General features: G+C 59.7%; 17 protein-coding genes and 1 pseudogene. 13 read left to right on the top strand and 5 right to left on the bottom strand.

What is annotated here, in order from left to right; genetic code table 11:
* Positions 1 to 4: 4 nt before the first annotated feature.
* From EDF73_RS20680 to EDF73_RS20660, 5 genes are read left to right on the top strand one after another with little or no spacing between them, the layout of a single operon-like run.
* A complete protein-coding gene (locus EDF73_RS20680; protein WP_132730926.1) occupies positions 5 to 949 on the top strand; it encodes an ABC transporter permease in 945 nt (314 codons plus the stop codon).
* On the top strand, positions 946 to 1,797 hold the full coding sequence (locus EDF73_RS20675) for an ABC transporter permease (RefSeq protein WP_132730925.1): 852 nt from the start codon (positions 946 to 948) through the stop codon (positions 1,795 to 1,797). The genes EDF73_RS20680 and EDF73_RS20675 overlap by 4 nt, the downstream gene beginning before the upstream one ends.
* Positions 1,794 to 3,398, top strand: a complete 1,605-nt coding sequence (locus EDF73_RS20670) for an ABC transporter ATP-binding protein (protein WP_132730924.1) — start codon at positions 1,794 to 1,796, stop codon at positions 3,396 to 3,398. The genes EDF73_RS20675 and EDF73_RS20670 overlap by 4 nt, the downstream gene beginning before the upstream one ends.
* Entirely contained in the window at positions 3,395 to 4,384 is a 990-nt protein-coding gene (locus EDF73_RS20665) for a putative FMN-dependent luciferase-like monooxygenase (protein WP_132730923.1), read from the top strand. Before EDF73_RS20670 ends, EDF73_RS20665 begins: the two co-directional genes overlap by 4 nt.
* Positions 4,385 to 4,393: 9 nt before the next feature.
* Positions 4,394 to 5,488: an alkylhydroperoxidase domain protein gene (locus EDF73_RS20660; protein WP_132730922.1), complete on the top strand. Its 1,095-nt coding sequence runs from the start codon at positions 4,394 to 4,396 to the stop codon at positions 5,486 to 5,488.
* Positions 5,489 to 5,514: 26 nt separating this feature from the next.
* On the opposite strand, the pseudogene EDF73_RS27775 reads toward EDF73_RS20660, so the two are convergent.
* Positions 5,515 to 5,634 (bottom strand): annotated as a pseudogene (locus EDF73_RS27775) (hypothetical protein); the annotation flags it as partial.
* 202 nt (positions 5,635 to 5,836) lie between these two features.
* Here EDF73_RS27775 and ppk2 point away from each other — a divergent pair.
* Positions 5,837 to 6,658, top strand: a complete 822-nt coding sequence (gene ppk2, locus EDF73_RS20655) for a polyphosphate kinase 2 (protein WP_132730921.1) — start codon at positions 5,837 to 5,839, stop codon at positions 6,656 to 6,658.
* A gap of 137 nt (positions 6,659 to 6,795) precedes the next feature.
* Here the strand turns inward: ppk2 and fdnI are convergent, their stop codons facing one another.
* The 3 genes from fdnI to fdnG are packed head-to-tail and all read right to left on the bottom strand — an operon-like array spanning position 6,796 to position 11,388.
* Positions 6,796 to 7,452 carry a formate dehydrogenase-N subunit gamma gene (fdnI, locus tag EDF73_RS20650; RefSeq protein ID WP_132731006.1) on the bottom strand — a complete coding sequence of 219 codons (657 nt, stop codon included), beginning with the start codon at positions 7,450 to 7,452 and terminating at the stop codon, positions 6,796 to 6,798.
* Positions 7,445 to 8,329: a formate dehydrogenase subunit beta gene (gene fdxH / locus EDF73_RS20645; RefSeq protein ID WP_132730920.1), complete on the bottom strand. Its 885-nt coding sequence runs from the start codon at positions 8,327 to 8,329 to the stop codon at positions 7,445 to 7,447. Before fdxH ends, fdnI begins: the two co-directional genes overlap by 8 nt.
* Before the next feature lie 11 nt (positions 8,330 to 8,340).
* Positions 8,341 to 11,388, bottom strand: a complete 3,048-nt coding sequence (fdnG, locus tag EDF73_RS20640; RefSeq protein WP_165905758.1) for a formate dehydrogenase-N subunit alpha — start codon at positions 11,386 to 11,388, stop codon at positions 8,341 to 8,343.
* Positions 11,389 to 11,611: 223 nt separating this feature from the next.
* Between fdnG and yddG the strand changes: the two genes are divergently transcribed.
* Positions 11,612 to 12,490, top strand: coding sequence for an aromatic amino acid DMT transporter YddG (gene yddG, locus EDF73_RS20630; protein WP_132730917.1), 879 nt, complete (start codon positions 11,612 to 11,614; stop codon positions 12,488 to 12,490).
* 19 nt (positions 12,491 to 12,509) lie between these two features.
* Here the strand turns inward: yddG and EDF73_RS20625 are convergent, their stop codons facing one another.
* A complete protein-coding gene (locus EDF73_RS20625; protein WP_132730916.1) occupies positions 12,510 to 14,000 on the bottom strand; it encodes a SmvA family efflux MFS transporter in 1,491 nt (496 codons plus the stop codon).
* 119 nt (positions 14,001 to 14,119) lie between these two features.
* Here EDF73_RS20625 and EDF73_RS20620 point away from each other — a divergent pair, with 119 nt between their 5' ends.
* The 6 genes from EDF73_RS20620 (at position 14,120) to narI (ending at position 23,081) form a co-directional block, all read left to right on the top strand.
* Positions 14,120 to 14,701 (top strand): TetR family transcriptional regulator, encoded by a 582-nt coding sequence (locus EDF73_RS20620; protein ID WP_132730915.1) that lies wholly within the window; start codon positions 14,120 to 14,122, stop codon positions 14,699 to 14,701.
* 294 nt (positions 14,702 to 14,995) lie between these two features.
* Positions 14,996 to 16,384, top strand: coding sequence for a NarK family nitrate/nitrite MFS transporter (locus tag EDF73_RS20615; RefSeq protein ID WP_132730914.1), 1,389 nt, complete (start codon positions 14,996 to 14,998; stop codon positions 16,382 to 16,384).
* 61 nt (positions 16,385 to 16,445) lie between these two features.
* Entirely contained in the window at positions 16,446 to 20,186 is a 3,741-nt protein-coding gene (locus EDF73_RS20610; protein ID WP_132730913.1) for a nitrate reductase subunit alpha, read from the top strand.
* Entirely contained in the window at positions 20,183 to 21,709 is a 1,527-nt protein-coding gene (narH, locus tag EDF73_RS20605; RefSeq protein ID WP_132730912.1) for a nitrate reductase subunit beta, read from the top strand. The genes EDF73_RS20610 and narH overlap by 4 nt, the downstream gene beginning before the upstream one ends.
* Positions 21,709 to 22,404 (top strand): nitrate reductase molybdenum cofactor assembly chaperone, encoded by a 696-nt coding sequence (gene narW / locus EDF73_RS20600; protein ID WP_132730911.1) that lies wholly within the window; start codon positions 21,709 to 21,711, stop codon positions 22,402 to 22,404. The genes narH and narW overlap by 1 nt, the downstream gene beginning before the upstream one ends.
* Positions 22,401 to 23,081: a respiratory nitrate reductase subunit gamma gene (gene narI / locus EDF73_RS20595; protein ID WP_132730910.1), complete on the top strand. Its 681-nt coding sequence runs from the start codon at positions 22,401 to 22,403 to the stop codon at positions 23,079 to 23,081. Before narW ends, narI begins: the two co-directional genes overlap by 4 nt.
* Positions 23,082 to 23,226 lie beyond the last annotated feature (145 nt).

Below are 23,226 nucleotides of genomic sequence, written 5' to 3'. Positions count from 1 at the left end.
TGCGATGAGCCACTATCTTCTGCAACGGCTGGGCCAGAGTCTCCTGGTACTGTGGGCGGCCTTTACCCTCTCCTTCGTGTTGCTGCAGGTGCTGCCGGGGGATGCGGTATTGATCAAGTTCCAGAACCCGGATCTGGGCCTCAGTCCGGCGCAAATTGCCGAGATGCGTCTCGCCTACGGCGCCGATAGTCCGCTGTGGAAGCAGTATGCCCACACCTTAACGGCGATGTTGCAAGGGGATTTTGGCTACTCGCTGCAGGCGGGGATCGCGGTCAGCACGCTGCTCGCCAGCAATTTACCGGAAACGCTCAGCCTGGCGCTCCCGGCATTCGCGCTGGCGGTCGTACTGGCGTTTATTCTCGCTTTTGCCTCACGTCTGCCGGGCCTACGTGGGTTAAGCAATGCCCTGCAGTCCCTGCCGGTGCTCTTTATCTCCCTGCCCACCTTCTGGTTGGGTATCGCCCTGATACAGCTTTTTTCCTTCCAGCTGCGCTGGATCCCGGTGATCAACCCCGGCCCGTTACAAGGCCTGATTCTGCCGGTCATCGCCGTGGCGGTCCCCATTTCCGCGCCGCTGGCGCAGATCCTGATGCGCAGTATCGATCGGGTTGCGGCGCAGCCGTTTGTTGCCGTCGCCCGCGCCAAGGGGATGAGCGAAACCGGCGTCCTGTGGCGCCATATCATCGGCAATGCCCTGCTTCCGGCGCTGAATATCGCCGGTCTGCTGCTCGGCGAGCTGATTGCCGGCGCCTTAATTACCGAAACCGTCTTTGGCCGCGGCGGCCTGGGACAACTGACCCAGCAGGCGGTCAATAATCAGGATATTGCCGTACTCCAGGCGGTGGTGATGATTTCCGCCCTCGGCTTCGTGGTGATTAATCTGCTGGTGGATCTGCTGATGCCGCTGTTCGATCCGCGCCTGAAAGCGCTGGCCGGAGGTGCAGCATGAGTCTGGTCGATTACGCGAGCGCCGCCCGTCGCCGGGTGCCGACCTGGCGCGGCCTGCGCATTCAGCCCGGCCTGTGGCTGGCCTGGGCGGTGGCGATCGTCGCGCTGCTGATGGCCGCTGCGCCGCAGCTCTTCAGCGCTTACAACCCGCTGGAAGGCATTCCCGGCGCCCAGCGTCTGGCGCCGCAGGCCGGACACTGGCTGGGGACCGATCAGCTTGGGCGGGATCTGTGGACCCGCATCGTTTATGGCGCGGTGCATTCCCTTTCCGCCGCGCTGGCGGCGGTCGCTATCGGGCTGATTATCGGTACCGCGCTCGGCACGCTGGCCGGCGCCGTCGGCGGGCGCGTCGAATCGCTGGCGATGCGGCTGGTGGATGTCCTGCTGGCGATCCCCTCGCTGTTGCTGTCATTAACGGTGATCATTTTACTCGGCTTCGGCACCGTTAATGCCGCGGTCGCGGTTGGCGTCGCCGCGATTGCCAGTTTTGCCCGCCTGGCGCGCGCAGAAGTGGTTCGCGTGCGCCACAGCGACTACGTCGAAGCGGCCTTTGGCAGCGGCGGAACATTCTTCGCCGTCTTCTGGCGACATATTTTGCCCAATTCGCTGACCGCCGTGCTGGCCTTTGCCACCTTGCAGTTCGGCCAGGCGATCCTCGCCCTCTCCACCCTGAGCTTCCTCGGCTACGGCACCCCGCCGCCGGTGCCGGAATGGGGTCTACTGATTGCCGAGGGGCGAAACTATCTCTCTACCGCCTGGTGGCTGACCACCTTTCCCGGCCTGGCGGCGATCGCCGTGGTGCTGGCGGCCAACCGCATCAGTCGTCAATTTAGTGGAGACCGCTCATGAACGTATTAAGCGTTGAAAACCTGCGTATCAGCTACCGCTCGCGGCAGCAGTGGCGCGAAGTGGTGCACAACGTCAGCTTCAGCGTCAAACGCGGTGAAATGCTGGCGTTTGTTGGCGAGTCCGGTTCCGGGAAAACGACCACCGCCCAGGCGATTATCGGTCTGCTGGCGGACAACGCCCGCCGCGACGGCGGGCGGATTCTGATTAACGGCGAAGATATCAGCAGCTGGACGGGGAAACGCCTGGATAGCCTGCGTGGGACCCGCATCAGCCTGGTGCCGCAGGATCCGGGCAACTCGCTGAACCCGGTACAAACTATCGGCGCGCAGGTGGCGGAGATCCTGCGCCTGCACCAGAAAAGCAGCGCCGCGGAACGTAAGCAGCAGATGCTGGCCCTGTTGAGCAAAGTCGGTCTGAGCCACCCGGAGCAGCGTTTTTACCAGTATCCGCACCAGCTTTCCGGCGGGATGAAACAGCGGGTGTTAATCGCCATCGCTATCGCTCTGAAGCCGGATCTGATCATTGCCGATGAGCCCACCAGCGCCCTCGACGTCACCGTACAAAAGCGCATTCTTGACCTGCTCGATACGCTGCGTCGCGAATCCGGCACCGCGGTGCTGTTTGTCACCCATGACCTGGCGCTGGCCGCGCAGCGCGCCGATCGGTTGCTGGTGTTTCGTCACGGCGAAATTCAGGAGCACGGCGCGACCGCCGATGTCGTACGCACGCCGCAGCACGCCTACACCCGCCAGCTGTTGAGCGACCTGCAGGGGCCCCCTCCCACGCCGGACGCGCCGCGTATCCAGCATCTGGCAACCCCGGCGATCCGCATCACAGAGATCGGTAAACGCTTTGCTTTAGGCGATTCGCAACTGCAGGCGCTGGATAGCGTGAGCTTTGAGGTCAAACGCGGCAGCACCCACGCCCTGGTGGGCGAGTCGGGCTCCGGTAAAACGACCCTGGCGCGGATCCTGCTGGGTTTTGAACAGGCGGATAGCGGCCAGGTCGCTATTGACGGTATCGACGCCGGTCATTTAAGCCGCGAGGCGCGCCGCCAGCTGCGACGCAAAATTCAGTTCGTCTATCAAAACCCGTTCGCCTCACTCGACCCGCGGCAGACGCTGTTTGAGATCATCGAAGAGCCGCTAAAAAACTTCGACCCCTTAAGCCCGACACAGCGGCGCGCCCGTGTTGAGGCGGTCGCCGCCCGGGTCGCGCTGGCGGCGGAACTGCTGATGCGCACCGCCCGCGAGCTCTCCGGCGGCCAGCGTCAGCGGGTGGCCATTGCGCGCGCGCTGGTGCTGGACCCAACCATCCTGGTATTGGACGAAGCCACCTCCGCACTGGATGTCACCGTCCAGGCGCAAATTCTCGCCCTGCTGCAGCAGTTGCAGCAGCAGCTGGGGCTGACCTATCTGTTTATCACCCACGACCTCGCCACGGTACGCCGTATCGCCCATAGCGTAACGGTGTTGCGCGCCGGTCGGGTGGTTGAACATGGCGAGGTCAGCCGCCTGTTCGCCCGACCGCAGCATGACTATACCCGCGAGCTCATCGCCGCGATTCCTCACGTTTTGACACCGAGCAAGGAGAGCGCATGACGCGTAAACGCCTGGGCTTTTTCACCCGCCTGCTGGACCATGCCGCCCCGCAAGAGCGCTACCGGCTGGCAACCGAACAGATTCGCCACGCCGAACGTCTCGGCTTCGACAGCGCATGGATCGCCCAGCACCACTTCCACGAGCACGAGGGCGGCCTGCCGTCGCCGCTGGTCTTTCTCGCCCACGTGGCGGCGCATACCGAACATATCCGCCTCGGGACCGCTATTATTACCCTGCCGATGGAGAACGCGCTGCGGGTTGCCGAAGATGCGGCGGTGCTGGATCTACTCGCCGATGGACGTCTGGAGGTGGGCTTCGGCTCCGGCGGCACGCCGACCTCGTTTCTGCCGTTTGGCTTAACCAGCGAGCAGCGGGCAACGGCCTTCGCCGATCATCTGCATGTGATCCACAGCGCCTGGCGCGGCGATTCGCTGGGCCATCCCGATAACCATCTCTACCCGCCGGCGCCGCAGTTAGCCGAACGCATCTGGATTGCCACTTTCTCCATCGAAGGAGCGGTACGCGCCGGCCAGGCCGGACACGGATTAATGCTCTCCCGCACGCAGCCGCGCCCTGCCGGGCAGCCTGAACTGGCGCTGGACGCGATCCAGAATCCGCTTATCGATGCCTATCTCGACGCTTTACCGGCAGACGTTGCCCCGCGGATCCTTGCCTCGCGAACCGCCTTTATCGCCGACAGTCAGGCTTATGCTCTCCAGGTGGCCGAACCGGGTTTACGCCGGCAGGCGGCCGCCCATCGCGCCGCCGGGCAGCAGATAATGGGTGACAGTGTCACTGATTACCTCTCCCAGCTCGACGCCCACGTTGGCGATGCCGACCATGTGAAGGCCTCTCTGGCCCGGGACAGCGTGCTCTCCCGGGTGACCGATATTTCGTTTCAGGTGCACTCCGTTGAGCCCTCGCACCGTGACACGCTGCGTTCCATTGAGCTGATCGCTCAGCATATTGCCCCGCAACTAAGGTAAGGAGTCACCATGACACTGAGTCAGGATATTTTGGCAGAGCTGGCAGAAATTTCCCCGGGTTCCGCATTAGCCGAAGCCCGGGCCGTAAGGGAAGCGGCAACCCGGCATGCCCAGGGCAGCTATGAAGCGCTGTTCAGCCAGCAGGATGAGGACTTTCCCCTGGATGAGCGTTTTGCCGTGGCGGCTAAAGTGGCGAAGCTGCATCAGGCGGATGCGCTCGCCGCCCACTACGCCGGTTTTGGCCTCGGCGATCCGACGTCGGCGCGGCTCACCCCCGCGCTGGCGTTTGCCCGCCTGTTAACCTTCACCCCGGTGGAAGCCACGCCCTCGGCGCTGCAGACGCTCACCCGCGCCGGATGGACGCTGCGCGGCGTGGTTACCCTCGCCCAGCTGATCGCCTTCGTCAGCTTTCAGAGTCGGCTGATCAACGGATTACGCCTGTTGAATGGTAAACCCCATGCCAGCGCCGACACGCCGGTGGCGGCAGGCTTCTGGCATACCACTCCGCACACGGTCAGCGGAAAACCGGCGCCGGTGCGATTCACCCGCGATGAGCTGAACTGGGAACCGTGGATCGCCGCGAAACCGCTGGAAGAATTCAGCGCTGACGAACAGGCGATCCTCGCGAAATATGGCCATACGGATTCGCCCTATTTTCGCCTGCTGGCGCGCAATCAGCCGGTGCTGGAACAACGTACGCTGACCGACAAAGGGATTTTCTATACGCCAGGCGGCCTGCCGCGCGCCGAACGGGAGCTGGCCGCCACGGTAGCCAGCAAGATTAACGGCTGCATTTACTGTGCGTCGGTACATGCGCGCAAGGCGGCGCAGCTGGCGAAAGATGAGACCGCGGTGGAAACGCTGCTGGCCGTGACGCCGGGAGAAAACCTCAGCGACGGCCAGGCGCCGCGCTGGCAGGCGGAAATAGACTTTGCCGCCGCCCTCTCGGTCACGCCCCCCGCGCTGCACGCAGGCCATCTGCATGCTCTTGAACAGCAGGGCCTGGATACGCTTGCGCAGCTCGATTTGCTGCAATCGGCGGCGTTTTTTGCCTGGGCTAACCGTCTGATGCTGACCCTCGGCGAGCCGTGGCAAGCGCCTTAACCCGATACGCCCGCCGCTATGCGGAACGACGCAGGTAGCGGGCGTACATCAGCAGCGATTTCCGGTAATACGCCCATAATGCCAAATTCCGCCATCCCCAGACCGAAAGTGCCAGGCGCTAACGAAAAAGGGTCTTTTTCATTCAGTTAATTACGTGTTTTTTCTTTTCGGCCGGCATTATTGACCATGCAACTGCGGCAGACCAGACAAAAACCCACGCCGACCCGTTTGTCCATAAAATGGCGACATCCGTACAGGTCTCAGCGCAATGCCTGCCCCAATATTCTCCCCCCGCTTTGCGCTGCGTGATTACACTTCAAAGTACAAGACAAACCGGAGAGGCCAGATATGGGCAACAAAAAAAGCGCCAGAATCATCGCTGAGGTCACGAAAAAAGCGCCGCCGCTGGGTAATAAAACGTACGCCCGGGAGCTGCGAAAACTTCACGTCGAGCTGGTCAAACTCCAGCAGTGGGTGGTCAGCAAAGGGCTAAAGGTGTGTATTGTCTTCGAAGGACGCGATGGCGCCGGTAAAGGGGGCACCATCAAAGCGATTACCGAACGGGTGAGCCCGCGCGTGTTTCGGGTTATCGCCCTGCCGGCGCCCACGGATAAAGAGAAGACTCAGCTCTATTTTCAACGCTACATCCCGCACCTGCCTGCCGCAGGCGAAGTGGTGATTTTCGACCGCAGCTGGTACAACCGGGCGGGCGTCGAACGGGTGATGGGCTTTTGTACTCCGGAGGAGACCGATAAATTCCTCGCCGGGGCGCCGATGGTCGAGCGCGCAATGGTGGAATCCGGCATCATCCTGCTTAAATACTGGCTGGAGGTGACCCCGGCCGAGCAGGAGCGCCGCCTGCGGGACCGCATCGACGACGGCCGTAAGATCTGGAAACTGTCGCCGATGGATATCCTGTCGTTTAACCGCTGGGATGACTACACCCTGGCGCGGGATGCGATGTTCGCCGCGACGGACACCGCGTGGGCGCCGTGGTTTGTCGCCCGTTCGGAAGAAAAAAAACGCGTTCGCCTTAATATCATTTCCCATATCCTGTCGCAGATCCCTTATAAACGCCTGCCTGGCGAAGCGGTAACATTGCCCAAACGCAAAATTGGCAAAGTTAAGACCACCCATTACCCATTCCGTTATATTGCCGAGCGCTATTAACACGCGCTCTACCGGGGCGTGGTTTTTGCTGCGGCCCGGCCGTTCGGCGCGCGGTTTGGGCGGCAGGTCCTGCGCGGCGCGCAATGCAACGCCAGTGGCGCGACGGTTGTCGCGCCATTATCAAGAGCGCAATCGAACTAGCGGATCCCTTCTGAACTCTCTTTTTTTGCCTCCAGCCGCTCAACGTCACGATACCAGCGCGGATGGTGCTTCTGCGCCCAGCGGCGGCTCACCTTGCCTTCGATCATCCCTTTAATGGAGCCTTGCACCCAGAATGCCATATACATATGGATCAGAATGGCGTGAATGAGGACGATCGCGGATGTTGCATGAATCAGCAGGCTGTAGCGAATGACCTGAATCGGGAAAGCGTGGGCAAAATAAGGACGCCAGATAATCACTCCGCTCACCAGCAGCACGAAAATCATGCTCATGATGGTCCAGAACATCATCTTCTGCCCGGCATTGTATTTGCCGACGCGGGCCACTTTATGTTCATTGCCCTTCAGCACTTCAACGATCCCCTTCAGCCACGGAATGTCCTGCCGGTCCGGAATGTTATGCTGGACAAACCGGACGAACATAAACATCAGCGCGAGGAAGATGCCCACGCCGAAGAACGGGTGCAAAATGCGCCCCATCTGCGGCGTACCGAAGGTTTCCGTCAGCCATTGCAGCGTCGGGAAGAAGAATGAAATCCCCGACAGCGCCACCAGGAAGAAGCAGATCACCACCGTCCAGTGGCAGGCGCGGTCGATAAACTTCGTGCGCACGATCGTTTTCGATTTATCCATCATGCTCTTCCTCCTCATCATCCACTTCCTTGTTAGGACCAATCCCGATGTAGTGATAAATCAGCCCGGCAAAGGTGGCGATGAAACCGGCGGCCGACAGCGGCTTAAGCGCCCCCTTCCACAGATTGATGCTGGTGTCGATCTTCGGCTCATTCGGCAGATTGTGGTATAGCGCCGGCTGGTCAGCGTGGTGCAGCACATAGATGACGTGCGTCCCGCCCACCGCCTGCGGGTTATAAATGCCGGCATGCGGGTAGCCACGGGCTTTCAGCCTGGCGACCCGCGCCTCGGCCACCTCCAGCATCTCCCTGCGGCTGCCGAAGTGAATCGCGCCGGTGGGACAGGTTTTCACACAGGCCGGCTCCTGGCCCACGCTGACGCGGTCCACGCACAGGGTGCATTTATAGACCCGGTTATCCTCTTTATTGAGGCGCGGGACGTTAAACGGACATCCGGCGATGCAGTAGCCGCAGCCGATACAGTTTTCCTGCTGAAAATCGACGATACCGTTGGCGTACTGGATAATCGCCCCGGCGGACGGGCAGGCCTTCAGACAGCCCGGATCCTCGCAGTGCATGCAGCCGTCCTTGCGGATTAACCACTCCAGCCTGCCGTTCGCCTCGGTTTCGCTAAAGCGCATCACCGTCCAGGATTTGGCGCTTAAGTCTGCGGGGTTATCGTAAACCCCGACGCAGTGCCCGACCTCATCGCGGATATCATTCCACTCTGAACAGGCCACCTGGCAGGCTTTGCAGCCTACGCAGGAGGTGACATCAATAAACTTGGTGACTTCAGCCTTATCGTCCCGCGCGCGCGGCGCGGGGGTTAGCGGATTCGTCGCGGAGCGTTTAAGAATGTCTTGTGTTGCCATCGCCATGTTATCGCCCCTTACGCTTTCTCGATGTTGACCAGAAACGCCTTATACTCCGGCGTCTGCGAATTGGAATCGCCGACGTTCGGCGTCAGGGTATTGGCGATATAGCCTTTACGCGCCACCCCTTCAAAACCCCAGTGCAGCGGAATGCCGACGGTTTCCACCTGCTGCCCGTGAACGTTGAGGGTTTGCAGACGGCGGGTGACCACCGCCACCGCGCGAATAAAACCGCGCTGGCTACTGACCGTCACCCGATCGCCGTTGGCAATCCCTTTCGCCTGCGCCAGCCCTGCGCTGATTTCGACAAACTGTTCCGGCTGCGCAATGGCGTTGATCCGCGCGTGCTTGGTCCAGGTGTGGAAATGCTCGGTCAGGCGATAGGTGGTGCCGACATACGGGAACTTGTCCTTCTTGCCTAAGCGCAGCCTGTCTTCCTCGTAAATACGCACGACCGGGCTGGAAATCACGTTCGGATGCAGCGGGTTGGTGCCCAGCGGCGTCTCCATCGGTTCGTAATGTTCCGGGAACGGTCCTTCCGCCAGCTTGTCGAGGGCAAACAGACGCCCCAGACCTTCCGGCTGCATAATAAAGGGCCCGGTCCGGCTTCCCGGCGGCGCGGTGTTGAAGTCCGGGATATCGTTCCCTTGCCACTTCACACCGTTCCACTGGATCAGCATCCGTCGCGGATCCCACGGTTTGCCGTTAATGTCCGCCGAGGCGCGGTTATAGAGGACGCGGCGGTTCAGCGGCCATGCCCATGCCCAGCCCAACGTATTGCCGAGGCCTGACGGGTCGGCGTTATCGCGGTTAGCCATCTGGTTACCCTGCTCAGTCCAGCTGCCGGTGTAGATCCAGCACGAAGAGGCGGTAGAGCCGTCGTCACGCAGCTGTGCAAAACTGCTCAGCAGCTGGCCTTTTTTCGCCACCCGCGTCCCGCTGGCGTCATAAAGATCCTCGAGCGCGTAGCCGTTATTCTCCCTGGCGACCTCTGCCGATTCCGGATGCTCCGGCTGCCTATAGTTCCAGCTCATGGCCAGCAGCGGTTCTGCGCCTTTCCCGCCTTCGCGGCGATACATCTCGCGCAGACGGTGGTAGATCCCGGCGAGAATTTCACCGTCATTACGCGCTTCGCCTGGCGCATCCTGCCCCTTCCAGTGCCACTGTAGCCAGCGCCCGGAGTTGGCGATGGAGCCATCTTCTTCGGCAAAACAGGTAGACGGCAGGCGGAACACTTCGGTCTGAATCTCAGCGGAATTGACGTCGTTCGACTCGCCGTGGTTCTGCCAGAAGGTAGAGGTTTCCGTCACCAGCGGGTCGATAACCACCATGTACTTGAGCTTACTCAGGCTGCGGACGACTTTGTTTTTATCCGGGAAGGAGGCCACCGGGTTAAAGCCCTGGCAGATATAGCCGGTGACTTTCCCGCTATCCATCATGTTGAAGTACTTGATGACGTCGTAAGCCTGATCCCATTTCGGCAGCCAGTTAAAGCCCCAGTCGTTCTCCTGGCGCGCCGCATCGCCGTAGAACGATTTCATCAGGCTGACAAAGAACTTCGGATAGTTGCTCCAGTAGTTCACCTGTTCGGCCAGCGTCGCTTTTGGCGTACTGGCGGCAAGATAGGTTTGCAGATCCGCCTGCTTATCCGACGGCAGACTCAGGTAGCCGCTCAGGCTGGTCGAGAGCAGACCTAAGTCGGTCAGCCCCTGGATATTGGAGTGCCCGCGCAGCGCGTTGACGCCGCCGCCCGCCATCCCCATGTTGCCGAGCAGCAGCTGAATCATCGCCATGGTGCGGATGTTCTGCGCCCCGACGGTGTGCTGCGTCCAGCCCAGCGCATACAGGAAGGTGGTGGTCCGGTCCGCCGCGCTGGTCGCGGCCAGGACTTCGCAAACCTTCAGAAAGTCCGCTTTCGGCGTCCCGCAAATGTTCTCCACCACTTCCGGCGTGTAGCGGGAAACGTGCTGTTTTAGCAGGTTCCACACGCAGCGCGGGTGCGTCAGGGTTTCATCGCGTCTGGCGAAGCCGTTTTCGTCAAACTGGTAGTTCCATGATGATTTATCGTACTGGCGTTTTTCAGCGTCATAGCCGCTGAACAGGCCATCGTCGAAGGCAAAATCCTCGCGTACCAGCAGATTGGCATTGGTGTAATGCTTAACGTACTCCGCATTAATTTTGTTATTTTCGATCAGGTACAGCAGAACGCCCGACAGGAAGGTAATGTCGGTACCGGAGCGGATCGGCGCATAGATATCGGCCACCGATGCCGTGCGCGTAAAGCGCGGGTCGACGACGATCAGCGTCGCGTCGTTATTGTTTTTGGCCTCCATCGCCCAGCGGAAACCCACCGGATGGGCTTCAGCGGCATTGCCGCCCATCACCACCACGACGTTAGCGTTTTTGATATCAACCCAGTGGTTGGTCATCGCACCGCGACCAAATGTTGGAGCAAGACTTGCTACCGTTGGTCCGTGTCAAACGCGCGCCTGGTTATCTACCGCCAGCATGCCGAGAGAACGCACAAATTTTTGCGTCAGCATACCGGTTTCATTACTGGCTGCCGAAGCACACAGCATCCCGGTGGAAAGCCAGCGATTGACGGTAACGCCCTGCTCGTTTTTCTCAATAAAGTTGGCGTCGCGGTCGGTTTTCATCAATCTGGCGATACGGGTGAACGCCTCATCCCATGAAATGCGCTGCCATTTGTCCGAGCCTGGCGCGCGGTATTGCGGATAACGCAGACGGTTTTCACTGTGGACATAATCCAGCAGCCCCGCGCCTTTCGGGCACAGCGCGCCGCGGCTGACCGGATGATCCGGGTCCCCTTCGATATGATAAATGGCTTCTTTCGCGTTCTTCGCGCCGTCGCCGAGGCTATACATTAATAGCCCGCAGCCCACGGAGCAGTATGTGCAGGTGTTGCGGATCTCTTTGGCGCGCAATAATTTGTAGTTACGCGCCTGAGCCAATGCCATTTTGGGTGCGAAACCCAATGCAGCAGCGGTTGTTCCGGCCATACCGCCTGCGCAGATTTTAAAAAACCTTCTGCGGCTGACGTCCATTGATTTTCTCCATGCTGGATGCTTGTTCATCGCCGGGGAAACTAACAGCAATGTCCCTGATTTTTTTGCGTCAAATCAATGTCGAAAACGGTCGCCCCCTTAATAGTCAAGGTCACCGGGTTTCCTTACTCACTTGGTATTAAGCCACGCGGAAATTAGGGGCCAGCGGGAATGAAAAAGTGTTATAAATCGGCTCTTGATTGCAACAGGTGTCAGGTTTGACATGGAAAAGAAAAAAGCCACGCTGACCGGTCTCGTCGCCATTGTATTATGGAGCACAATGGTCGGTTTAATACGCGGCGTCAGCGAGGGGTTAGGCCCGGTGGGCGGCGCGGCAATGATCTATACCCTCAGCGGTTTATTACTGCTGGCGACCGTCGGTTTTCCCCGCCTGCGCCAGATGCCGCGCCCCTATTTAGCGGCGGGCAGCCTGCTGTTCGTCAGCTATGAAATTTGCCTGGCGCTGTCGCTGGGATTTGCCGGCAGCCGTCAGCAGGCCATTGAAGTCGGAATGGTCAATTATCTGTGGCCCAGCCTGACTATTTTATTCGCGATTCTCTTTAACCGGCAACAAACCAACTGGCTGGTGCTTCCCGGCTTATTACTCGCTCTTCTCGGGGTTTCCTGGGTATTAGGCGGCGAACACGGTTTGAATATTGCGGAAATTACCCGCAACGTCGTTTCCAGCCCCCTGAGCTATATTATGGCGTTCATCGGCGCCTTTATCTGGGCGAGCTATTGTACGGTAACCGCCAAATATGCCCGGGGTCACAACGGTATCACCCTGTTTGTTTTATTAACCGCCCTGACGCTGTGGCTGAAGTTTCTGTTCAGCGAACAGCCGCCGATGGTGTTTAGCTGGCCGGTGGTGATTAAGCTGGTAATGTGCGCGGTGGCGCTGGGGTTCGGCTATGCCGCATGGAACGTGGGTATCCTGCATGGCAACGTCAGCCTGCTGGCGGCGGCTTCGTACTTCACGCCGGTGCTCTCCTCGGCGCTGGCGGCGATGCTGCTGAGCGCCGCGCTGTCATGGCCATTCTGGCAGGGCGCCGGTATGGTCTGCGCCGGCTCCCTGCTCTGCTGGTACGCCACCCGGCGTTAGCCGGGATCGCCGCCGGCGATCAGTCCATCGCCGGCGCTTTCGCCAGGCTGCGCCAGATCCCCGCGGCCAGCAACAGCAGCAGCACCCCGGCGGTAGCCAGCATGATGCTGTGGGCGTTGATAAAGGCGCTTTTCGCGGCGTCAACCAGCGCCTGCGCCGGAATAGCCGGCATCGTGTGCGCCAGCGCAATCGCCTCGCTAATAGACGATGACGCCTGCGTCGCCGCGTGCCCGTCAACCCCCGCGGGTAACACTATCGACGAACTGTAGCTGCGGGTCAGGATCAGCCCGAACAGGGCGATCCCCAGACCTGCTCCCAGCTCATAAGCCATCGTTTCAATCGCGCCCGCCGCCGCCGCTTTCTCTTTCGGCGCGGCCGCCATAATCGCCGCTCCCGACGCCAGTAAGGCGCTGGCGACGCTGAAACCTAACAGGATCATGAATCCCCATGCCTGCCACTGCTGGGTGCTAAAGTCGGTCATCGCCAGGCCAAGGAAGCTGAATGCGCTCAGCAACATGCCGCCGGTCGCCACCTGGCGCAGCCCAAGCCGCGAAACCATCACCCCGGCAATGGGGCCGCTAAAGCCGCTGGCCACCATCAACGGCAGCATAAACAGCCCGGCTTCAAACGGCGTTTTACCGTGGACGAACTGCAGCTCCTGCGCCATCAGCAGTTCAAACCCGACCAGGGTGATCAGCGCGGTCATCGCCATCATCACGCCGCTTAAAATAATGCGATGGGTGAACAGGCGCATATCCACCATCGGCGTCGCGGCGCAAAGCTGCTGACGAACGAAGCGCACCAGCAGCCCGGCGCCAGCCAGCGCCACCAGCCCGCTGATCCACGCGGCCATCAGCCCTTTCAGCGCCGTTTTGGCGCTGAATACCAGCATCAGGATCGCGGCAATCAACATGATGGCCTGCATAAAATTGAGCGGCTGTTCGCGACGCGCCGGCTGACGCGGCACCATCCGGGCGCAGAAGGCGATCACCGCCAGCACAACAGGGACGTTTATCAGGAACACCGATCCCCAGTAAAAATGCTCCAGCAGCACCCCGCCGACCAGCGGGCCGAAGGCGGCTCCGCCGGAGCCAATCGCCGCCCACAGGCCAAGGGCCATATTTCGCTGGCGCGCCTGCGCGAAGGTGTTGCGAATCCCCGCCAGCGTTGCCGGGACGATCATCGCCGCGCCTATCGCCAGCAGCGCGCGGGCGGCAATCAGCGCCTGCGCGCTGGGCGACAATGCCGCCGCCAGCGAAGCCACGCCAAAAATCGCGCTCCCGAGCAGCAGCAGGCGTTTAAAGCCAATTTTATCGCCGAGCGCGCCCATCGGCAGCACCATACCGGCCATCACTAATGAATAAATATCAATGATCCACAGCAGCTCATTGCTGCTGGTCCCCAACGACATGCTAAGCGTGGGCGCGGCGACATGCAGCACCGTGGCATCGATCGCCACCGGAACATAGACCAGTAAAATCGCCACCAGCGTTAACCATTGCCGAGACATACTCCATTCCTCAAGTTTGCAAATTGGACACGTGTCCAGGATTGCGATCCTGCCGGATTGTTGAACAACTGTCCAACTTTTTGTTACTATCGATGCAAATCACGGCTTAGCGGGGCAATATGCATTATTTGAATCGGGAAGCGCGGCGGGAAGTCATCCTGCAGGCGGCTATGCGCGTGGCGTTGCAAGGGGGGCTGGGGGCGATGACGGTACGCCAGATTGCCGCTGAAGCGGGCGTCGCCACCGGACAGCTGCACCACCACTTCGCCTCCATTGGCGAGCTCAAAGCCCAGGCCTTTGTCCGCCTGATTGGTGAAATGCTGGATATCCAGCTGGTGGACGACAACGCCAGCTGCCGCGAGCGGTTGTTCTCGATGCTGGGCAGTGAAGATGGTCGCCTGGAGCCCTACATCCGCTTGTGGCGCGAGGGGCAACTGCTTTCCGGCAGCGATGACGACATCAAGGCGGCCTACCTGCTGACCATGTCGATGTGGCACGAGGAGACGGTGAAGATTATCCGTATTGGCAGCGAATCCGGCGAATTCCACCCCGACGATAGCGCGGAAAATATCGCCTGGCGTTTAATCGCTCTCGTCTGCGGTCTGGACGGCATTTACGCCCTCGGTATGAAAGCGTTCGACGAGAGTGTGTTTACACGCTATATAAACTATTATATAACGCTGGAGCTACTGCGCCCGTAATCCCTTTGCCATCGCCATGGCAGAATCATCAGCATGCGCCGCCGCGGCGGGCCTGTCGCTCCGCCAGAGGCCTGCGGATCCGCCCACCACCTCGCGAACTGAATCACATTTAATTTACATTCTGTAACAAATAATAATCACCTATTGCCAATGGGCTTTCTTCTGCCGTCTTTTTTTTATCTATTCTTCAAACATTACAATAATTAAATCAGCCAGCCTTAATCGCCTCTTCTGCTTAATTTGCTGTTTTCTCATATTTAATTTTTCTTTGGTTACGGTTCATTCGAGGGCAATATGTCAAGAGAAAATGAGAAAGATAATCATTACCTTTTAACCGACTGGAGACCCGAAAACCCGGCATTCTGGGAAAATAAAGGAAAAGCCATTGCCCGAAGAAACCTTTGTATTTCAGTCGCCTGTTTATTACTTTCCTTCTGCGTCTGGATGTTATTCAGCGCCGTGGCGGTTAATCTCAATAAAGTCGGATTTAATTTCACTACCGATCAGCTTTTTTTATTAACCGCGCTGCCTTCGCTGTCCGGGGCGATATTACGGGTGCCCTATTCTTTCATGGTTCCTATATTTGGCGGGCGCTACTGGACGGTATTCAGTACCGTTATATTAGTGGTTCCCTGCCTGTGGCTGGGGATCGCGGTACAAAACCCGGCAACGCCATTCTGGACATTTATTATAATCGCCCTGCTATGCGGATTTGCCGGGGCCAACTTTGCCTCCAGCATGGGAAACATCAGCTTTTTCTATCCGAAAGCGAAGCAAGGCAGCGCCCTCGGCGTTAACGGCGGCCTGGGCAACCTCGGCGTCAGCGTGATGCAGCTACTCTCGCCGGTGGTCATCTTTTTGCCGATCTTTACCTTTCTCGGCGTACGCGGCGTCGATCAGCCCGACGGGTCGAGCCTGTGGCCAGGTAACTCACCGCTGATCTGGGTGCCGCTGCTGCTGGCTGCCACCGTTGCCGCCTGGTTCGGCATGAACGACATCGCCGGCGCCAGAACCGCGATCCGCGATCAGCTCCCGGTATTAAAACGCCCGCATATGTGGCTGCTGAGCCTGCTTTATCTCGCGACTTTTGGCTCGTTTATTGGCTTTTCGGCAGGCTTCGCCATGCTGGCCAAAACCCAGTTTCCGGACGTCAATATCCTTAAACTGGCCTTCTTCGGGCCGTTTATCGGCGCGCTGGCCCGCTCTTTCGGCGGCATCATTTCCGACCGGCTGGGCGGCGTCCGGGTGACTCTGGTTAACTTTATGCTGATGGCGCTGTTCAGCGGACTGCTGTTTCTGACCTTACCCGGCTCGGGCGCCGGTAGCTTCCTCGCCTTTTACATCGTGTTTATGGGGCTGTTTATCACCGCCGGTCTTGGCAGCGGCTCCACCTTCCAGATGATCGCCGTGATCTTCCGCCAGATGACCATCGATAGCGTCAAGCAGCGCGGCGGAAGCGATGAGCAAGCCCAGCGCGAAGCGGTAACCGATACCGCCGCGGCGCTGGGTTTTATTTCCGCCATCGGCGCCGTCGGGGGCTTTTTCATCCCCAAAGCCTTTGGCACCTCCCTGGCAATGACCGGTTCGCCGGTTGGCGCGATGAAAGTGTTCCTGATCTTTTATGTCGTTTGCGTGCTGGTGACCTGGCTGGTCTACGGCCGCCGCAGGCCCGCCGCGAAATAAACAGAAAAAATGCTGAGCAGTGTAACCCCGGGGGCTTCCGCCTCCGTCAGGAGATAATGTCATGAGCAAACTACTGGATCGCTTTCGCTACTTTAAGCAGAAAGGCGAAACCTTTGCCAACGGCCACGGCCAGGTGCTGGACACCAACCGCGACTGGGAAGATAGCTACCGCCAGCGCTGGCAGTTCGACAAGATAGTCCGCTCCACGCACGGCGTGAACTGCACCGGCTCCTGCAGCTGGAAAATTTATGTCAAAAATGGGCTGGTCACCTGGGAAACTCAGCAGACCGACTATCCGCGCACCCGTCCGGACCTGCCCAACCACGAACCGCGCGGCTGCCCGCGCGGGGCCAGCTACTCCTGGTATCTCTACAGCGCCAACCGCCTCAAGTACCCGCTGGCGCGCAAACGGCTGATTGAGCTGTGGCGCGAGGCGTTGACCCGGCATCCGGATCCGGTGGCGGCCTGGGACAGCATCATGCAGGATCGGCAACAATGCCTTAGCTACAAGCAGGCGCGCGGTAAAGGCGGCTTTATTCGCTCGACCTGGCAAGAGCTAAACCAGCTGATTGCCGCCGCCAACGTCTGGACCATCAAACGGTACGGCCCGGATCGCATTGTCGGTTTCTCGCCGATTCCGGCAATGTCGATGGTCTCTTATGCCGCCGGGACCCGCTACCTGTCGCTGATTGGCGGCACCTGCCTGAGCTTCTACGACTGGTACTGCGACCTTCCCCCCGCCTCACCGATGACCTGGGGCGAGCAAACCGACGTGCCGGAATCCGCCGACTGGTATAACTCCAGCTACATCATCGCCTGGGGCTCTAACGTGCCGCAGACCCGGACGCCGGACGCCCACTTTTTTACCGAAGTGCGCTACAAAGGCAGCAAAACCATCGCCATTACGCCGGACTATTCGGAAGTGGCAAAACTGTGCGATCAGTGGCTGGCGCCGAAACAGGGTACCGACTGCGCGCTGGCGATGGCGATGGGCCATGTGATCTTAAAAACATTCCATCTCGATAACCCCAGCGACTACTTCCTCAACTATTGCCGTCGCTACACCGACATGCCGATGCTGGTGATGCTCGATAGCCGGGATGACGGTAGCTGGGTGCCGGGACGCATGGTGCGCGCCTCCGACCTGCTCGATGGGCTGGGCGAAAGCAATAACCCGGAGTGGAAAACCGTGGCCTTTAACGTTAGCGGAGAATTAGTCGCCCCCAACGGCTCCATCGGTTTCCGCTGGGGCGAAAAAGGGAAATGGAACCTCGAACAGCGGGCCGCCGGGCAAGAGACCGAACTCACGCTTTCGTTGCTGGATCTCAAAGATGAGGTCGCTGCGGTGGGCTTCCCCTATTTTGGCGGCAATGAGAACCCGCATTTTCGTAGCGTGCAGCAGCAGCCGGTGCTGGTCCATCAGCTGCCGGCCAAACGGCTGACCCTGGCTAACGGCGAGCGCAAGCTGGTGGTCAGCGTCTATGACCTCGTGCTGGCCAACTACGGGCTCGATCGCGGTCTGAATGACCAAAACGCGGCGCAAGATTTCAGCGAGGTCAAAGCCTACACCCCGGCCTGGGCCGAACAGATTACCGGCGTGCCGCGCCGACACATAGAGCAAATTGCGTGGGAGTTTGCCGACACCGCGCATAAAACCCACGGTCGGTCGATGATTATTCTCGGCGCCGGCGTCAATCACTGGTACCACATGGACATGAACTACCGCGGGATGATCAACATGCTGGTGTTCTGCGGCTGCATCGGGCAAAGCGGCGGCGGCTGGTCGCACTATGTTGGTCAGGAAAAACTGCGCCCGCAGACCGGCTGGCTGCCGCTGGCCTTCGCCACCGACTGGAACCGCCCGCCGCGTCAGATGAACAGCACCTCTTATTTTTATAATCACTCCTGTCAGTGGCGCTATGAAAAGCTGACCGCGCAGGAGCTGCTCTCCCCGCTGGCGGATGCCAGTCGCTTCACCGGCCATCTGATCGATTTCAACGTACGCGCCGAACGGATGGGCTGGTTGCCTTCCGCGCCGCAGCTGAACGTCAACCCGCTGACCATCAAACAGCTGGCGGACGCCGCCGGGCTATCCCCCGCCGACTACACCGTCCAGGGGTTGAAATCCGGCGCTATCCGCTTTGCCTGCGAGCAACCGGATAGCGGTAAAAACCACCCGCGGAATATGTTTATCTGGCGCTCCAACCTGCTGGGCTCCTCCGGGAAGGGCCATGAGTATATGCTCAAATATCTGCTCGGTACCGACAGCGGGATTCAGGGCGATGAGCTGGGGGCGACGGATGAGGTGAAACCGGAAGAGGTGGAGTGGCAAACCGCCGCCATCGAGGGCAAACTCGACCTGCTGGTGACCCTCGACTTTCGCATGTCGAGCACCTGCCTGTTCTCCGATATTGTCCTGCCGACCGCCACCTGGTACGAAAAAGATGACATGAACACCTCGGACATGCATCCGTTTATCCACCCGCTCTCCGCCGCCGTCGACCCTGCCTGGGAGGCCAAAAGCGACTGGGAGATTTATAAAGAGATCGCCCGGGTCTTTTCGACGGTTTGCGTCGGCCACCTGGCGAGCGAAAGCGATGTGGTGCTTACCCCCCTCCAGCACGATTCCGCCGGCGAGCTGTCGCAGCCGTTTGAGGTGGTGGACTGGCATAAAGGCGAGTGCGATCTGATCCCTGGCAAAACCGCGCCGGCCATCGCCGTGGTTGAGCGCGACTACCCCGCCACCTACGAGCGTTTTACCTCCCTGGGACCGCTGCTGGATAAACTCGGCAACGGTAGCAAAGGCATTACCTGGCAAACCGATGACGAAGTCGCGTTCCTCGGCAAGCTGAATTACGTCAAACCCGACGGCCCGGCAAAAGGCCGCCCGCGGATCGACAGCGCCATCGACGCCAGCGAAGTGATCCTCAGCCTGGCGCCGGAGACCAACGGCCAGGTGGCGGTCAAGGCCTGGCAAGCGCTCGGGCAGTTTACCGGGCGCGATCATACCCATCTGGCCATCAACAAAGAAGATGAGAAGATTCGCTTTCGCGATATTCAGGCCCAGCCGCGCAAAATCATCTCCAGCCCGACCTGGTCCGGTCTGGAAAGCGAGCACGTCTCCTATAACGCCGGCTACACCAACGTCCACGAGCTGATCCCCTGGCGCACGCTCTCCGGCCGCCAGCAGCTGTATCAGGATCACCCGTGGATGCGCGCCTTCGGCGAAAGCCTGGTGGTCTACCGACCGCCGATTGATACCCGTAGCGTCAGCCATATGCATGAGATTCCGCCGAACGGCTTCCCGGAAAAGGCGCTCAATTTCCTTACGCCGCACCAGAAATGGGGGATTCACTCCACCTACAGCGAAAACCTGCTGATGCTGACCCTGTCGCGCGGCGGACCGATCGTCTGGCTCAGCGAAACCGACGCCAGAGAGCTTGGCATTGAAGATAACGACTGGATTGAGGCCTTCAACGCCAACGGCGCGCTGACCGCCCGGGCGGTGGTCAGCCAGCGCGTTCCCCCCGGGATGACCATGATGTACCACGCTCAGGAGCGGATTATCAACATTCCGGGTTCCGAAGTGACCGGGCGTCGCGGGGGGATTCATAACTCGGTGACCCGCATTTGCCCCAAACCAACCCATATGATCGGCGGCTATGCCCAGCTGGCCTACGGCTTTAACTACTACGGCACCGTCGGCTCCAACCGCGATGAGTTCATCATAATTCGCAAAATGAAAAACATTGACTGGCTGGATGACGAAGGTCGCAATCAGATACAGGAGGCGAAAAAATGAAAATACGCTCGCAAGTCGGCATGGTGCTGAACCTCGACAAATGCATCGGTTGCCACACCTGTTCGGTCACCTGTAAGAACGTCTGGACCGGTCGCGAAGGTATGGAATATGCCTGGTTCAACAACGTGGAGACCAAACCCGGCATCGGCTACCCGAAAAACTGGGAAGACCAGGAGGAGTGGCAAGGCGGCTGGATCCGTGGGATCACCGGCAAGCTGACCCCACGCCTCGGCAATCGCGTGGGCGTGCTGGCAAAAATCTTCGCTAACCCGCAGCTGCCGGGCATCGACGACTACTACGAACCCTTCACCTACGATTACCAACATCTGCATACCGCGCCGGAGAGCCAGCATCTGCCTACCGCCCGCCCCCGTTCGCTGATCAGCGGCAAGCGGATGGAGAAAATCAGCTGGGGCCCCAACTGGGAAGAGCTGCTCGGCGGCGAGTTTGCAAAGCGCGCCCACGACCGCAACTTCGAGGCCATGCAGAAGGAGATGTATGGCCAGTTCGAAAACACCTTCATGATGTATCTGCCGCGCCTGTGCGAACACTGCCTTAACCCGAGCTGCGTCGCCACCTGCCCGAGCGGCGCCATCTATAAGCGCGAAGAGGATGGCATTGTGCTGATCGACCAGGATAAATGCCGCGGCTGGCGGATGTGCATCAGCGGCTGTCCGTACAAAAAAATCTACTTCAACTGGAAAAGCGGCAAGTCGGAAAAATGCATTTTCTGCTATCCGCGGATTGAATCCGGCCAGCCGACGGTCTGTTCGGAAACCTGCGTCGGACGTATTCGCTATCTTGGCGTGCTGCTGTATGACGCCGATCGGATTGAAGAAGCGGCCAGCACCGAACATGAGACCGACCTCTATGAACGTCAGTGCGATGTGTTCCTCGATCCGCACGACCCGGCGGTCATTGAAGAAGCGCTGCAGCAAGGGATCCCGCATAACGTCATCGACGCGGCGCAGAAATCCCCGGTCTATAAGCTGGCGATGGAGTGGAAGCTGGCTCTGCCGCTGCACCCGGAATATCGCACCCTGCCGATGGTCTGGTACGTCCCGCCGCTGTCGCCGATTCAGTCCGTCGCCGATGCGGGCGGCCTGCCGAATAACGGCAGCATCCTGCCCGCCGTCGAAAGCCTGCGCATTCCGGTCCAGTATCTGGCTAATCTGCTGAGCGCGGGCGACACCGGCCCGGTGCTGCGGGCGCTGAAACGGATGATGGCGATGCGCCACTATAAACGTTCGCAGACCGTGGAGGGGGTAACCGATACCCGGGCGATTGAAGAGGTCGGATTAAGCGTTGAGCAGGTCGAAGAGATGTATCGCTACCTCGCCATCGCTAACTATGAAGATCGCTTTGTCATCCCCACCAGCCACCGTGAAATGGCGGAAGACGCCTTCCCGGAACGCAACGGCTGCGGCTTTACCTTCGGCGACGGCTGCCACGGTTCGGATAGCAAATTCAATCTGTTCAACAGCCAGCGTATCGATGCGATCAACATCGGGGAGGGAGACTAATGCGGATCCTCAAAGTCATCGGTCTGCTGCTGGAGTACCCGGATGATCTGCTCTGGGACAACCGCGCAGAGGCGCTGGAACTGGTCCGCGCCGACGCGCCGGCGCTGCTGCCGTTTGTCGAGCCGCTGCTGGCCGCCCCGCTGCTCGATCGCCAGGCGGAATGGTGCGAAGTCTTCGAACGCGGACGGGCCACCTCACTGCTGCTGTTTGAGCATGTGCATGCCGAATCCCGCGACCGCGGCCAGGCGATGGTTAACCTGATGAATCAGTATGAACAGGCCGGTTTACACATCGGCTGCCGCGAGCTGCCTGACCATTTGCCACTCTATCTGGAGTACCTCAGTACCCTCCCGCGGCAGGGCGCGCAGGAGGGGCTGCAAAACGTCGCGCCGATTCTGGCGCTGCTCGGCGGGCGGCTAAAGCAGCGACGCTGCGCATATTATCAGCTGTTTGACGTGCTGCTGGCGCTGGCCGGCAGCAAACTCAATAGTGACAGTGTCACCAGACAGGTGGCGGGTGAACAGCGCGATGATACCCGCCAGGCGCTGGATGCGGTGTGGGAAGAGGAACAGGTGAAATTTATCGAAGATAACGCCACCGCCTGCGACAGCTCCCCGCTGCAAAACTATCAACGTCGCTTTAGCCAGGACGTCGCGCCGCAGTACGTCGACGTCCGTGCCGGAGGCCCGAAATGATACAGTACCTGAACGTCTTTTTTTACGATATCTATCCGTATCTGTGCGGTACGGTGTTTCTCATCGGCAGCTGGCTGCGCTATGACTACGGTCAGTACACCTGGCGCGCCTCCTCCAGCCAGATGCTCGATAAACGCGGCATGGTGTTATGGTCGAATCTGTTCCACATCGGCATTCTCGGCATTTTCTTTGGCCACCTGTTCGGCATGTTGACCCCGCACTGGGTTTACTCGTGGTTCCTGCCGATGTCGCAAAAGCAGCTGATGGCAATGATTCTCGGCGGCGTTTGCGGCGTGCTGACGCTGGTCGGCGGCGCGGGGCTGCTGATTCGCCGCCTGACCAACCCGCGTATTCGCGCGACCTCATCGACGGCGGATATTCTGATTCTGTGCATTTTGCTGCTTCAGTGCGCGCTCGGTCTGACGACGATCCCCTTCTCCGCTCAACATCCGGACGGCAGCGAAATGCTCAAGCTGGTGGACTGGGCGCAGGCGGTGGTCACCTTCCACGGCGGCGCCTCGGCGCATCTGGATGGCGTGGCGTTTATCTATCGCATTCATCTGGTGCTGGGGATGACCATCTTCCTGATCTTCCCGTTTACTCGCCTGGTGCATGTCTGGAGCGCGCCGATAGAATATTTGACCCGCCGCTACCAGCTGGTGAGAACCCGACGCTGAATATTTTACCTCCCTCTCTGTCAGCCCTTATGGGCTAACCATCAGCCTCCGCGCCAGGAGGCTGATGCTTTTAAAACAGGAGGTGCCTGTAGTCGCTTCCCGCAATGGCTTATACTCTTCCCCGCGCTTGCTCTCTTCTCTTGAA

The organism is Klebsiella sp. BIGb0138, from assembly GCF_004342285.1.
Lineage (GTDB): Bacteria > Pseudomonadota > Gammaproteobacteria > Enterobacterales > Enterobacteriaceae > Klebsiella.
Note: the sequence above shows the minus strand (reverse complement) of the source record. Positions and strands in the feature narration are given on the sequence as shown.

Excerpts from the sequence above, each read along its gene's own strand:
- fdnI (WP_132731006.1), bottom strand. The coding sequence starts at position 7,452 with ATGGATAAATCGAAAACGATCGTGCGCACGAAGTTTATCGACCGCGCC.
- EDF73_RS20660 (WP_132730922.1), top strand. The coding sequence starts at position 4,394 with ATGACACTGAGTCAGGATATTTTGGCAGAGCTGGCAGAAATTTCCCCG.
- narH (WP_132730912.1), top strand. The coding sequence starts at position 20,183 with ATGAAAATACGCTCGCAAGTCGGCATGGTGCTGAACCTCGACAAATGC.
- EDF73_RS20675 (WP_132730925.1), top strand. The coding sequence starts at position 946 with ATGAGTCTGGTCGATTACGCGAGCGCCGCCCGTCGCCGGGTGCCGACC.
- narI (WP_132730910.1), top strand. The coding sequence starts at position 22,401 with ATGATACAGTACCTGAACGTCTTTTTTTACGATATCTATCCGTATCTG.
- narW (WP_132730911.1), top strand. The coding sequence starts at position 21,709 with ATGCGGATCCTCAAAGTCATCGGTCTGCTGCTGGAGTACCCGGATGAT.
- EDF73_RS20670 (WP_132730924.1), top strand. The coding sequence starts at position 1,794 with ATGAACGTATTAAGCGTTGAAAACCTGCGTATCAGCTACCGCTCGCGG.
- fdxH (WP_132730920.1), bottom strand. The coding sequence starts at position 8,329 with ATGGCGATGGCAACACAAGACATTCTTAAACGCTCCGCGACGAATCCG.
- ppk2 (WP_132730921.1), top strand. The coding sequence starts at position 5,837 with ATGGGCAACAAAAAAAGCGCCAGAATCATCGCTGAGGTCACGAAAAAA.
- EDF73_RS20680 (WP_132730926.1), top strand. The coding sequence starts at position 5 with ATGAGCCACTATCTTCTGCAACGGCTGGGCCAGAGTCTCCTGGTACTG.
- EDF73_RS20625 (WP_132730916.1), bottom strand. The coding sequence starts at position 14,000 with ATGTCTCGGCAATGGTTAACGCTGGTGGCGATTTTACTGGTCTATGTT.
- EDF73_RS20615 (WP_132730914.1), top strand. The coding sequence starts at position 14,996 with ATGTCAAGAGAAAATGAGAAAGATAATCATTACCTTTTAACCGACTGG.
- EDF73_RS20665 (WP_132730923.1), top strand. The coding sequence starts at position 3,395 with ATGACGCGTAAACGCCTGGGCTTTTTCACCCGCCTGCTGGACCATGCC.
- EDF73_RS20620 (WP_132730915.1), top strand. The coding sequence starts at position 14,120 with ATGCATTATTTGAATCGGGAAGCGCGGCGGGAAGTCATCCTGCAGGCG.
- yddG (WP_132730917.1), top strand. The coding sequence starts at position 11,612 with ATGGAAAAGAAAAAAGCCACGCTGACCGGTCTCGTCGCCATTGTATTA.
- EDF73_RS20610 (WP_132730913.1), top strand. The coding sequence starts at position 16,446 with ATGAGCAAACTACTGGATCGCTTTCGCTACTTTAAGCAGAAAGGCGAA.